The organism is Paenibacillus sp. P32E (assembly GCF_001909085.1).
Classification (GTDB): domain Bacteria; phylum Bacillota; class Bacilli; order Paenibacillales; family Paenibacillaceae; genus Paenibacillus_AQ; species Paenibacillus_AQ helianthi.
In genome coordinates this window covers 93,508-106,459 of sequence record NZ_LVYY01000017.1, presented here as the reverse complement: position 1 = coordinate 106,459, position 12,952 = coordinate 93,508, and the positions used below count along the sequence as shown (strand labels likewise).

Annotated in this window: 11 protein-coding genes; 3 read left to right on the top strand and 8 right to left on the bottom strand. The window is 52.2% G+C overall.

The window, feature by feature from the left end:
- Positions 1-393 precede the first annotated feature (393 nt).
- Positions 394-795: a hypothetical protein gene (locus tag A3848_RS32390; RefSeq protein WP_178382029.1), complete on the bottom strand. Its 402-nt coding sequence runs from the start codon at positions 793-795 to the stop codon at positions 394-396.
- Positions 796-919: 124 nt separating this feature from the next.
- Here A3848_RS32390 and A3848_RS17660 point away from each other — a divergent pair, with 124 nt between their 5' ends.
- Positions 920-1,309, top strand: a complete 390-nt coding sequence (locus A3848_RS17660) for a hypothetical protein (RefSeq protein ID WP_074086233.1) — start codon at positions 920-922, stop codon at positions 1,307-1,309.
- 365 nt (positions 1,310-1,674) lie between these two features.
- Here A3848_RS17660 and A3848_RS33020 read toward each other — a convergent pair whose 3' ends face one another.
- Positions 1,675-1,797: an HNH endonuclease gene (locus A3848_RS33020; RefSeq protein WP_083612210.1), complete on the bottom strand. Its 123-nt coding sequence runs from the start codon at positions 1,795-1,797 to the stop codon at positions 1,675-1,677.
- A gap of 158 nt (positions 1,798-1,955) precedes the next feature.
- On the opposite strand from A3848_RS33020, the gene A3848_RS33445 reads away from it, so the two are divergent.
- The gene (locus A3848_RS33445) at positions 1,956-2,111 is read left to right on the top strand and encodes a hypothetical protein (RefSeq protein ID WP_178382028.1); all 156 of its coding nucleotides are present in this window, start codon (positions 1,956-1,958) and stop codon (positions 2,109-2,111) included.
- 498 nt (positions 2,112-2,609) lie between these two features.
- Here the strand turns inward: A3848_RS33445 and miaA are convergent, their stop codons facing one another.
- From miaA to mutS, 4 genes are all read right to left on the bottom strand, one after another.
- Positions 2,610-3,566, bottom strand: coding sequence for a tRNA (adenosine(37)-N6)-dimethylallyltransferase MiaA (gene miaA, locus A3848_RS17650; RefSeq protein WP_074086232.1), 957 nt, complete (start codon positions 3,564-3,566; stop codon positions 2,610-2,612).
- The gene (locus A3848_RS17645) at positions 3,556-4,335 is read right to left on the bottom strand and encodes a class I SAM-dependent methyltransferase (protein WP_074086231.1); all 780 of its coding nucleotides are present in this window, start codon (positions 4,333-4,335) and stop codon (positions 3,556-3,558) included. Before A3848_RS17645 ends, miaA begins: the two co-directional genes overlap by 11 nt.
- 40 nt (positions 4,336-4,375) lie before the next feature.
- Positions 4,376-6,478: a DNA mismatch repair endonuclease MutL gene (mutL, locus tag A3848_RS17640; protein ID WP_074086230.1), complete on the bottom strand. Its 2,103-nt coding sequence runs from the start codon at positions 6,476-6,478 to the stop codon at positions 4,376-4,378.
- 92 nt (positions 6,479-6,570) lie between these two features.
- Positions 6,571-9,417, bottom strand: coding sequence for a DNA mismatch repair protein MutS (gene mutS / locus A3848_RS17635; protein ID WP_074086229.1), 2,847 nt, complete (start codon positions 9,415-9,417; stop codon positions 6,571-6,573).
- Between the two features lie 327 nt (positions 9,418-9,744).
- Here mutS and A3848_RS17630 point away from each other — a divergent pair, with 327 nt between their 5' ends.
- Positions 9,745-10,542 (top strand): GNAT family N-acetyltransferase, encoded by a 798-nt coding sequence (locus A3848_RS17630; RefSeq protein WP_074086228.1) that lies wholly within the window; start codon positions 9,745-9,747, stop codon positions 10,540-10,542.
- Between the two features lie 124 nt (positions 10,543-10,666).
- On the opposite strand, the gene A3848_RS17625 is transcribed toward A3848_RS17630, so the two are convergent.
- Together A3848_RS17625 and A3848_RS17620 are read right to left on the bottom strand one after the other, a co-directional pair.
- Complete coding sequence (locus tag A3848_RS17625) at positions 10,667-12,004, bottom strand: putative amidoligase domain-containing protein (protein ID WP_074086227.1); 1,338 nt, start codon at positions 12,002-12,004, stop codon at positions 10,667-10,669.
- 182 nt (positions 12,005-12,186) lie between these two features.
- Positions 12,187-12,744, bottom strand: coding sequence for an outer spore coat protein CotE (locus tag A3848_RS17620; protein ID WP_074086226.1), 558 nt, complete (start codon positions 12,742-12,744; stop codon positions 12,187-12,189).
- Positions 12,745-12,952 lie beyond the last annotated feature (208 nt).

Here is a 12,952-nt window from a genome sequence, read left to right as displayed (position 1 = left end):
ACGGAGCAGCCGCAGGAATCATTTCCATAAGGGCAACGACCCTGTAAAGGAGCAAGAAACGGCGTCCACCTCCTGAGAGGCCGAACGAAGGAATGTAAGGGCAAAGACCCCGCGTGACATGGGAGGGTAAGCCGTCAGGAGACAGGTGTGGATATCCAAAGTGCGATCACAGAACGTATCCTTGGGTTGGGGATGAATCCCCCGCTCTCTATTCCCGCCACCGGCTTCACCAGAAAATAATGTCATCCTTACATGACTTCTCCAGCTCTCAATCTGTCTATGGCTGAAAATCTTAGAACGAGTGAGTAAACAAGAGTATTTATTAATTTATAGTGGGAGTAACCTTAACTCATTTAACTATGACTTCCATTATACTGCGGCATAATTCTCATCCTAATGCTCCAGATAACGCAGCTGAATGATATCTCGTTCAGCCTTCTTAAGCCGCCCCAATGCCAGTTCCAACAGCTTCGACTGCCGCTCCAGTTCCACTTCCACTTCCCTGCCCGTATTCCATACTGCTATATTCTCCGTCGTCCGGCTTATTGCATTGGTAGATCCATGATTCCGAGGCTCCGGGTTGGCCGTGAGTGCCTCCTGGCGCCGCACGAATCCAATCTGTCGGTACACACGAACCGGTTCCAAGTATACTTCCACCAGGCGACGGGCCTCTGTTTCGTCGATCCGGAGGATGTCAAAAGCCAGTTGGATTGCTAATTTATACTTCGAATGAAGGTAAGTGATTGGACCCCCGTCCCGGCCAAGGCCAAGGTAGTGGGGGTCTTTGTATATCACTCTATAAATTTTTTTAACATAAATGTAGTTTATTCCATCGTGGCTAGTTATTTGTGGCAAAAAAAGGAAATTGGGCATATAACTATTTTGAACGCAAAAACACGATGAAAGTAGGAATCGAAAAATGAATTATTATCAATCTGGGTACAACTTTCCTTACCCAACTTACCCAGCGCAAACAGCATATCCTCAGACATCAGAAAGCAATTATTCACCGCGAGACAATACATTTTCAACACGCCGTATCCAATTCGATGCCGCAGGTGCAGATGGAAACAATTTAGATGTTTTCATTATCACTAATTCACTCGAACAGCCGATAGTAACTCTCGCAGACAAAAATGGATTCCCCTATGTTAGAGACTTCTATGCTAAGGCTATTGAACATCATGGATATAAAGGAATTCGTTTGACACTTCGTTTTGAAGGAGCAGCCCGCGGAGGTCGAGGATTTGCTGTCAATATTGCACTGCCTGGTATGAACGGAAACTTCGCTGTTTTTCCGATAAGTTAGGCACTGTTTGTAGTTACTTGAAGACTACATCAGATTATTCAATTCTAATATGTGCATTCCCCCTCCAATTCAAGGTAGGGGTTCTTTTGGGTTCTCTATTCACCTTCCGTTAAGCTTTTTCCGTAGCTCCATGTTCTCCTGCAGCAGGCACGCGTTTTTTTTCACGCAACGCTTCATATGACTCGAGCTAAAGATAGGCGCGCTCGATATTCGCCTGGTGTTTGGTAATCCTGCCGCCCTGCAGATGCTTTTCAATCAGTTGAGTTTTTCGTTCCATAACATGAAGCTCCTACTAACGCTTGCTCCGCTTTCTTTCACCGATTTTATGAATAATGTCAGCCAGAATCACACCGCTCTGGATCCTTTTAGATGCGTCCTCTTTTGTTCATGATGGCCAGCTGCCCTCGGGTAATCAGAATCAAATTATTGGGATCGAAGTTCTGCCTATCTCCATCCCCGAAAATGATTGCGTGTCCCTTCGGAACCAAGCGGCCGCTGTGCTACTCACAAACGATCAGGTGCTTCCAGCGCCACTTATTCGGATCAGCAATCTTGATGTCTACGTAATCATCCCCTTTTACCCTCTCAGAGCCCACAGGAACGTAATTATGAGGCTTATGCGAAAACTGAAATTAAAGAAAGCACGGTGGAACAACGCGAGGTCACACTTTTGTTGATATTTAAGCACATTTCGAAAATTAACATTAACAAAATTACCACTCGACAGTATCAAAAGATACTTCATAAATTATTTGATGACGCGAGTATTCGAAATCCCAGCTTGATAGCGTTAATTCGGTAACAAACATGATATTTGTAACACTAACGAGATCAGGGTAACCAAAATGCTCCATACCCCAAAAAAACAATATGTACCGGGCTAAGGTTACTCCTCCCAAGACGAATGGTTCTGTTCGTACGTTTTCCTTGGATGAGAGTATCATCAACAGGCTTAATGATTTCAAAGAAATTCAAAGCGCTAGACAATATCGTTTTATACAACAAAATTCAGATTCTTTTGACGGGAACTTCATCTTCTCCAGAGACAACGGTCGGCCGATCAGTCAGAAAACACTTAACAATCAATGCAAAGCATTGTGAAGTATACATTGATTCAATGGAGAATCACACCTCATATTTTTAGGCACACATGTAAACACGAAAAAAATAAAAAAAAGATGCCTCCGAAAAAGTGAAGATTCACTTTGGAGACATCCTTGATACTGAATGTTAGCAAGAAATGTGATTTTACGTGATTTACAACCCTCGAGAACACCTAAAAACCCTTTATTATCAACAGTTACAATGCTTCATTAAACTTGTCTGCTATTTTAGCACGGATTTTGGCAAAATTCTCTGAAAAGTCTTGGGTCTCATCGACGTCGATCCACTGAATCTCTTTCATGTGGCGAAACCATGACAACTGTCTTTTGGCGAATCGGCGGGTATCGCGTTTAAGTAGTGTCACTGCTTCATCCAACGTCATTTCGCCCGCGAGGTATGCGGCAATTTCCTTGTAGCCCAATCCCTGCATGGACACCAGGCTTCTGCTGTAGCCGCGTTGCAGCAGTCCTTCCACCTCAGTGACGAGTCCTTCCGCCAGCATCTGATCAATTCGGTCTTCAATACGTTTATATAGTATTTTCCGGTCCATTGTTAAACCGATCAGGCACAGCTCATACGGGGATTCCTTTTTCTGATCCGCATGGGATTCGGAAAGTGTGACCTTTGTCTGATGGTGAATTTCAAGCGCACGGATGATCCGGCGGCGGTCATTGGGATGCAGTCTGGCAGCGCTGACCGGGTCCACAGCAGCCAGGCGGGCATGCAGCGCCTCAGCTCCATGCGCCTCTGCAAAGGCATCCTGCTCGCTGCGGAATGCTTCGTCTGCTACAGCCTCTGAGAAGCGGAAACCGTAGCAAAGGGACTCAATATATAAGCCTGTGCCGCCTACTATAAAAGGAAGTTTCCCCTTCCGGCTGATCTCTTCGATCAGCCGCCCGCCCTGTTCCTGAAATTCAGCAGCAGAATAAGAATCCTGAGGATCATGAATATCGATCAGATGATGGGGAATTCCCATCATTTCCTCAGGTTTGATTTTGGCCGTTCCGATGTCCATCCCCCGGTAGACCTGCATCGAATCACCGGAGATAATCTCCGCATTATAGGCCTCTGCCATTTCAAGGCTAAGCCTGGTTTTGCCGACTGCTGTCGGGCCAAGCAGCACCAGAACCCTCCGTTTTGTCTCAGTTGTCAATGGATATCACCCCGTACGAAGTTTTGGCGCTGGCCCGAAGCAGCTCGGTGAAACCAAGCCGGGAGAATTCCCCGCTTAAGGCTTTTTCTTTCAAAAGAACCGTTTTGCGGGCGACTCTGACGGCCTCAGCGACACTCTCCGGTGACAGTGCCGCCGCATTCGCGAACTGGCGCAGAGGGGATATCGCCGCCGAATCCGTCAGCGGTACCCGGAACATGGGGTCAAAATAGACAATATCGATACTGTGATCCGGCTGTTCCCGCAAATAAGCCAAATGATCACTGTGCACAACACGCACCCGTCGGAGTGCAGCATTCACTTTTTCCTGTCCCGAAACATAATGGCTCATGCCTTCGAGAAGCAGCGCACAAAGCGGCAGGGAGCTCTCTAGTGCCGTAACCATGGATTCTTCGCCGCCGTGCACCGCAAACAGCAGAGAATCGCTGCCCAGTCCTGCCGTACAATCCAGCACACTGTCGCCCGGCACCATACCGGCGGCTTCCAGCATCGGATCATGCTCACCCCGGATAATCCGTTTAGCCCGGACAAAACCCATGCTGGGATGGAATTCCATCGGCGGCATGCCAGGAGTAATCAGCCGCACTGCCTCCTGCAGAACTACCAGAATCTCTCCGTCCCCGTATCGTTCCACCATCTTGGCCATGGACAATTTGCCTCTTTGCGCATAGATTGTACCCGTTTGTATGGCTAGGTTCTTGGCCCGTATTTCAATTTCCGGGATCGGGTCAAAGCCCGTTGTTATAATCATGTTGCCTCCGTTCCTGCTCACAACAAATTCCATTATTCAATTACATTACACGTTTGAACAGCTTCTCTAAATCATACGAGGAAAAGGATACCACAATCGGCCGCCCATGCGGGCAGGTATAGGGCTGACGGCAAGCAGCCAGACGTGAGAAAAGCGATTCCACTTCATGCTCTGTCAGCTTCTGGTTAGCTTTGATAGAGGCCTTGCAGGAGCAGAGAATCGATGATTTCTCACGCAGTTTCGCAAGGTCAATGGTACGCTCGCTCAGTACCCACTCCGCCATTTCTTCGATGACCGCTTTCTCATCCCCTTCCGGGAACCAATATGGAAGGGAGCGGACCAGAAAGGTCTGGCCTCCAAAGTGTTCCAGATACACTCCGGCCTGCTGGAACCAGTGCAGCCGCTCACTGAGCTGCCGGCTCTCGGATGGTGTGAACTCCAGTGTAATGGGCAGCAGCAGCTCCTGTGAAGCGTCTTCTGGACGTCCGAATTTCTCATAATAATATTCGTAATTCACCCGTTCATGCGCAGCATGCTGATCAATCAGATACAGCCCACTGTCATTCTGGGCAATAATATAGGTTCCATGATGCTGGCCGATATAGTTCAGCTCCGGAAACTGCGGAAGACCAGCCTCTTCACTGGAGGGCGGAGCATAGAGTTCTTCTGTGGAGGGCATCTGGCCCCGAGTGGCATTCGACATCGGGAACTGGCGGTAGCCCCCGGCACCTTCATTCGAACGCGTAACGGATGGCGGAGTGCTGGCGCCACTATAGGCTGTCGCTGTTTCCCGTGCCTGGAAACCCGTTCCTGAGGTATTGCTGTAGCGTGATTCTCTTCCGCCAGCAGCTCCTCCGAACAGTGGAGCATCGCTGCCGCCGCTGCTCTCACGGACCTGGGGAACCTGGGACTGGAGGCCGCTTAACGGTCCTTCGCTGCTTGACGAACCACCATGCCGCTCTCCTTGGGCAGATTCTATAGTACCGGTTGCAGCAGCAGGACCGCTGCGTGGATTAACCATGTCCTGGTCGATGCGGCTGCCTGTACCATCCTGAGGTGGCGGAACAGCTCCCTTCGAAAAAGCAAATTGCTCTTGAATAAAGGAACTGCTACCCTTGGAACCGATCATTTCTCTACCGGGCCGGGGGATCAGGCTCTGACCAAGCAATACCTTACGTATTTCCTGCTCAACAAAAGCGTAGAGCTCCACTTCTTTACTGAATCGGACCTCCAGCTTTGCCGGATGCACGTTGACGTCCACAAGCGAAGGGTGCATCTCAAGCTGCAGTACTAAGAGAGGGTAGCGGTTGATCGGCAGGAGTGTATGATAGGCCCGCATAATGGCTGCATTCAGGCCATTGCTGCGGATATACCGCCCGCCAACAATGGTAGTGACCGCATTGCGGTTGGAGCGCGTCCACTCCGGCCGGCTGACATAACCGGAGAGTCGGTAATCCGGATCTTCCGCAGCAACCGGCAGCATTGCTTTGGCAGCGGAGGTGCCGTATACAGCAGCAATAACCTGCAGCTGATCCCCGTTGCCAAGCGTATGCAGCAGCTGATTGCCGTTGTGATGAAGGGTGAAGGAGATGGACGGATGCGCCAGTGCCGTGCGGTACATCGCGTCTGAAATATGGCCCAGCTCCGTCTGTACGCTTTTCATATATTTCAGCCTTGCCGGAGTATTGTAAAATAATTCCCTTACCGCAAGATCGCTGCCCTTGCCGGAGGGCTCATCCTCATTCCGGATCAGCTTGCCGCCTTCGATATCGAGCGCTCTGCCCTTTCCATCCTCATTGCTTGATGTAAGCAAAGACAGCTTGGACACAGAAGCAATACTGGGCAGAGCTTCCCCGCGGAATCCCAGACTGGTGATTTGAAACAAATCCCTGCCGTTCAGGATCTTACTTGTCGCATGACGGTAGAAGGCAGTCTCACAATCCTCGGGATCAATCCCTGAGCCGTTATCCTTCACCCGGATGCTCTGTAGTCCGCCCTCCTCCACCGACACTTCTATGCGGGTGCTTCCGGCGTCGATGGCGTTCTCCACAAGCTCCTTTACTACCGAAGCGGGCCGTTCGACCACTTCCCCGGCAGCGATCTGGTTGGCAATATGCTCGTCAAGCACATGAATCTTGGCCATGTTCATTTCACCTCGCGAATAGGCTTTTTATAGATATATTACATTACTTAATTAACAAATAAACGGCCCTTGAAATAGAGCTACAATGATACTTATAGGGTCAGCTCTTTGGCTTTGATCTTCAACTCGTTCAACAGGCCCATTGCCTGTAGCGGCGTCATATTCATCAGGTCAGCCCCCTGAACGGCGGAGATCAGCTCCTTAAGCAGCGGATTCTCTTTTACGGTCGCCACTGCAGCCCCGCCTTTGCGGTTCTTGCGCGGTTCTTCTTCTCCAAAGATAGAGAGCTGTACAACTTCATTGTCCTCTTCACCTGCGGAAGAAGCAAGTGAGACGGCCGTTTCAAGCTGAGCCGCCGTTGTTGAAGCTTCGATAGTACCGCCACCAGAATGAACACTGCCGCTGCGCGCTGAAGAATAGGCTTGCCCAGCCGTGGATGGACCTCCTTCAGCATTTGGCTGCAGAGGTAGGACCTTGTTTTCCTGAATACCCTGCACGGTATGTTCATTATAGCCTGAGCCATAATTCAGCGAAACACTTCCCGGAGGGGCGGCCTGTTCAATGTTCTGAAGAAGGCCGTAGGCGCGGTCGATAATGCCTTCCGGAAGTCCTGCCAGCCGTGCACAATATATCCCGTAGCTGCTGTCCGCCGCTCCCGGTACGAGCTTGCGCAGGAAATTCACTTTATCGCCGCTTTCCTGTACGGCCATTGAATAGTTGCGGAGCCCTGAGAGGCTCTGCTCCAGATGGGACAGCTCATGGAAATGCGTGGAGACCAAGGCCTTGCAGGCAATGGTATCATGCACATATTCGATGACCGCCTGGGCAATCGCCATCCCCTCACTGGTCGAAGTGCCACGGCCCAGCTCGTCTATGATGATTAGGCTGCGCGATGTTGCTTTTTCCGTCATCACCTGGATATCAGCCATCTCCACCATAAAGGTGCTCTGGCCGCCGATCAGGTCATCCGCTGCACCGATACGCGTAAAGATGCGGTCAATAAGCGGTACCTCGGCACTGCCGGCTGGCACAAAGCAGCCGATCTGGGCCAGGATGCAGATGAGGGCGACCTGGCGCATATAGGTGCTTTTACCCGCCATGTTCGGGCCGGTGATCAGCAGGATATTTCCTTCTGCCTTGCTTAAAGTGCTGCCGTTGGCAATAAACGCCGAATCCTTCAACACCGCCTCTACTACCGGATGGCGTCCGCTTTCCAGCCGCAGATCATAACCGTCGGAGAGCTTTGGCTTCACAAAACGGTGCTCGGCACTGACCGCTGCCAGGCATTGGTAGACATCAATTTCGGCCACCTTCTCGGCTAGTGCCTGAAGGCGGGGAATCTGCGCCCCGATCCGGTCGCGAAGTTCGATGAACAGACTGTATTCCAGATCAGTCATTTTGTCCTGTGCCTCCAGGATCAGAGCCTCTTTCTCCTTCAGTTCAGGTGTAACAAAACGCTCTGCATTTGCCAGCGTCTGCTTGCGTTCATACCGGCCTTCCGGTAAAGAGGAAAGATTGGAGCGCGTAATTTCAATATAATAGCCGAATATTTTGTTATATCCGATCTTTAGGGATTTGATGCCCGTGGCCAGGCGTTCTTTGGCTTCCAGCTCTGCAATCCAGCGTTTGCCGCTGCTGCTCGCTTCCCTCAGCTCATCCAGACGCTCATGGTAGCCTGTTCGGATCATTCCGCCATCACGCACCGATACCGGCGCATCTTCAACGATGGCTGATTCGATATCCTCACGAAGCTCCGCGCATTCATCCATACTGGCTCCGATCTCCTGCAGAGTTGCCGAACCGGAATCCAGGCACATTTCCTTCAGCGCGGGAATCTGGGCGAGCGACAGTTTCAGCGCATTCATATCCCGGCCGTTGGCGCTGCCAAAGGCGATCCGTCCAACCAGCCGTTCCAGATCATAGATCTCTTTCAGCGCTCCGCGCAAATCCTCTCGGACGATAAACTGGTTGTACAAATAATCGACTGCCTCCAGCCGGCGCTCAATCGGGGCACGCTGGAGCAGCGGCTTATCTATTCTGCGGCGCAGCAGTCGGGCGCCCATGGAAGTTTCGGTCCGGTCGAGAAGCCACAGCAGCGAGCCTTTTTTGGAACGCTCACGCACCGTTTCGGTCAGTTCCAGGTTGCGCCGGGTGAACGGATCCAGAATCATATAATTACCCGGCTCGTACGGTGAAATCTGGCTCAGCTGGCCCAGAGAACGCCGCTGGGTTTCGCTCAGGTAAGAGATCAACAGCGCAAGGCACTGGCCCCGCTCCTTCTCCAGGCGCACCCAGGCGGCTTCGCCGAACTGACGGCGCGCCAGCTCCTCTTCGCGTTTCTCCCAAGGCGTATATACGACCGGTTTTGCCAGCAGCGAGGCCTCACTCCGCAGCATGTCCAGCAGCGCTGCATCCCCGATAATCTCGGCAGGTTCATAGATGCCGATCTCATCCCTCAGCCATTCATCACCCGCGAGCACGGAAGTGACATATAGCTCACCCGTGGTCAAATCACAGGCAGCCAGCGCCATCATCCCGTCCTCCTCGGTTACACAGACGAGGTAATTGTTATTTTTGTCGGAGATGATCTTGCCATCCATTACCGTGCCCGGTGTCACTACGCGGACGATGTCACGACGAACCATCCCCTTGGTGACTGCGGGATCGTCCAATTGCTCGCAGATGGCAACCTTGTAGCCTTTTTCAATCAGGCGCTGTATGTAACCTTCGGCGGCATGATAAGGCACTCCGCACATGGGAATGCGCTCTTCGCCTCCGCCTTCGCGGCCCGTTAATGTAATCTCAAGCTCCTTGGAGGCCAGTATCGCATCCTCAAAGAACATTTCGTAGAAATCACCCAGACGGAAGAAAAGGAAAGCGTCCTTGGCTCCTTCCTTTACTTTTAAATACTGCTGTATCATCGGCGTATAATTTGCCATCTTCAACCTCCATACCTGCATCATACTGTTCTCTATTATAGCAGAAACTCGCCCGGCAAAGTCACCCTGTGCATGTTCGTCACACCTGTGGCCTCTGCTCCTGAGCTGAAATTCCATCTGCACCGCAGGCTGTAATCCACAGTGAAAACAAAGTAATCCTTGGGCCACAAGGCTTGGAATGGTGTGCTTTTAAGTCCTGATGCAGTAAAATCACTATAGAAGATGAACTTAAAAAAACAAAAATGGACAAAATCCATAATAATAATCCAGAGTTCAACTTCGTAAGTGTTTTAACATTTCATAGATAGATCCGAGGAGGGAATCAGCATGATCCGTAAACTGGGTGAGGCCGACCGGGAGCCGTTGATGTCGCTGCTAAGCAACGATCCCGCAATCAATTTGTTTATTATCGGAGATGTAGAGAACTTTGGGTTTGAACAGGACTTCATGGAGCTCTGGGGTGAGTTCAGAGAAAATGATGGCCGGCTTAACGCCGTGTTGCTGAGGTTTTTCGGCAGTTTTCTGCCCTATGCGGACGGCCCCTTCGATGCCGCGGGATTTGCAGCGCTGATGAAGAGGAGTCAAAAATTCGAGATGGTATCAGGTTCTGCGAAGGTGGTTAGGGCTGTTGCCGAACATTTGAGCATCCGGACGGAGAAGCAAATGAGGTTCGCCGAACTCCGCAAGCTCAGCAGTACAGTACATACAGCCGCAGCATCAGCACATGTTATCCAGAAGGCAACCGTTTCCGATGTGGAAGCGATCTGTTCGCTTACGGATCAAATTGAGGAATTCATAAGCAACCCGGACGATTCGCGCAAAAGTCTGCGAAAAACACTGGAGACCGGCACAGGCCGGACCTATTATATCGAACAGAATGGCCAGGTGATTGCTACGGCCTCCACCTCAGCGGAAAGCTCCATGTCAGCGATGATCGTGGCCGTTGCCACCCACCCCGCATTCAGAGGACAAGGATTAGCCAGCCAGGTGGTGGCCCGTTTATGTACCGACATGAAGACAGAAGGCAAAACGCCTTGCTTGTTCTACGACAATCCGCAGGCCGGCCTGATCTATCACAAACTTGGTTTTCAGGATATTGGGTTTTGGACGATGCTGTACATCTAATAAAAGCTAGAGCCTGTGGTGGGTCACGCTAAAATGGCAGAACAACAGACGACTATTGAAAGAAGAAGACAGATACCACTGAAATCAAGAAATAGTCGGGCACCTGTGAACACTTGCAGAGCGTTCACAGGTGCTTTTTGCCGCACCAAAGCCCGCGGATGTCGCGTGATTCATCCCAGGTCTGTTCAGCGGCAATACTGCTGAACAGAGGCTCTATATAGCGAGCGGCCTGCCCATAGCCAGGCAAGGCGCGAATCTGCGCTGCAAGCGGGGGGAACACAGCGCGCAGCGGGGACTTGTCGCCGCTGTAGTAGGCGGCGTGCAGGTCATCCCGGTCGAGCGGGCGTAGCCTCAGGTCTTCATAGCGGCTCACGATCAGGTGAGCCAGGAAGACCGCCCCCTTCGCGATGACCGGGGACACCAGGAAGCTCGGCAGGGTCCGGTATTCAAAGCCGCCATGCGGCTGAAGCCGGAAATCGCCGAGCCCCCCGTATCTGGGACGCCGTGCCGCTGCACGGGCGTCCTCCAAGAGCATCAGCGGCAGCGCGAGATAGTTGTCGAGCGCGCGCAGGAGCGGCGCGCACAGCGCCACGCCGCTAAAGTGCAAATGGCCGCCGAGGGCCCAGCCCGCCAGCGGCATGCCTCCCGCCCGCCAGCGCAGCGAGCGGTCGGCGATGAGCCGATCCGCCGTGCGCGCGGCGGACATCAGCTGCGCCAGCAGCGCGCGCGGTTCCCCGCGCGGCGCAGGGCGCAGCTCGGCGACCGGGAACGTGCCCCGCGTTCCCGGAGGTCCGGCGTCGCAGCCGGCGACGCCGTCCGTGGGCAGGTACCGCGACGCCGGCACGACGCGGCCCGTGGATTCCCGGAGCAGGAGGAACTCCGGGTCCATGCCCAGCAGCAGCCCGGGACGGCCGGGCTGCTCCAGAGCCAGGGAGCGCGTCAGCGCCAGCGATGCTGCGCGGTAGGGCTCCGGCAATGCCCCGCTGGCGGCTGCCGGAAGCGGAGTCACCTTATCTACTCTGTAGCGGCGGCCACCCATAGCTTTCAGCAGCAGCTCACCGCTATCTAGCCCAAGGCAGTACAACGCCTTTACCGCGGTGTCCCTTATTTTCCCCGCCGCACCGCGCCGGTGGCCGGAGGATACAGGATAGGCTGCCCTTCCTTCATCCATCCCGGAAGTTCCCAGTCTCCCGGCCGTGACTGTACCTTTTACAGGAGGTAATGACGCTGGATTCATCGCTGCACCCGTCCCCAGCGGCCGAATTTCAAGAACCGTCAGATTGAATACAAGGACCCGATAGTACTGACTGTAAAGATTTTCTCCCGGTGCCATTCCATATGTATTCTCCCCTGTGCCTGAACTGCCGCCCTGTGTAAGCAAAGCTTCCAGGCCACTGCGTTGAAGCCTGTCTTCCCGTTGGGCAGCAGATAATTTCTGGTAGACCCGAAGACCTTCATTCATATCTCCGCCTCCTTCTGAAAACTACCGTAATAAGGCAGCATCATCCCTCTTTAAATTGCAACTGCTGCACGCAGATAAATAAAATAAAAAAAGGAGGGCATTCGCCCTCTCGCCGCCGCCCTCACTACATATAATGGATCATAACCCATTCGATAATCAGTTGGCGGCGGCGCTCCTCTTCCTTACAGCTCATCATCCAGGGCGTCAGGGTCCAGATCCTCATAATCGAAGCTTTCACCGTCAAAGTCATAATCCTTGTCTTCCGGATCGTCGCTTTGATCGGTGACAAACACGCGGACTTTGGTCTCAGCCACCAGTTCCGCCTCGAACTCCCGTTCTACACGCAGCGTCACACTTCCTCCTCCTGGAGAAACGCCCGCTTCCACACAGTTGGGTTCCTGCGTTGCCTCCGCAGAAACCTCGACCGTGGAAGCACGGTGTCTGGGATCCAGGTATGACAGTGGAATAAGTTCCACATAGGAGACCGTTTCCTTGGCTACCTCGGTCTGCTTGTTCTTGTCATACGAGTACCAGATGTTCACATCGTAAGTACCAATTACTTCGATTCCGTTCCCGGCGGCAACCGCTTCGTACTGGTGGTTGATAATCCAAGCCCCCAGAATACTCGTCGGATGGTGTGGCGGAGTTACGGTATGGGTTGCTGTAGAGAACTTACGACCTTTGCCGCAAATTGCCTTCGTAATGATCTCCCTTGTTTGACGTTTATGGCTTAATGACATCTTTAAACCTCCTCCATACAATCATTCACTATCAAGTGTATGCACGTTCTGGGCATTTGTTGATTGTTAGAGTAGAAATAAATTTGGGTAAGCCCTCCAAGCCGCTGCCCGGGAAGAGTTATACTTCATTTTATTGTGAAATTTGTCTGGATATGAGTACATAATCGAATTCCCGCCACAAGAAAAAAGAAAAAATACGTTTTCACCC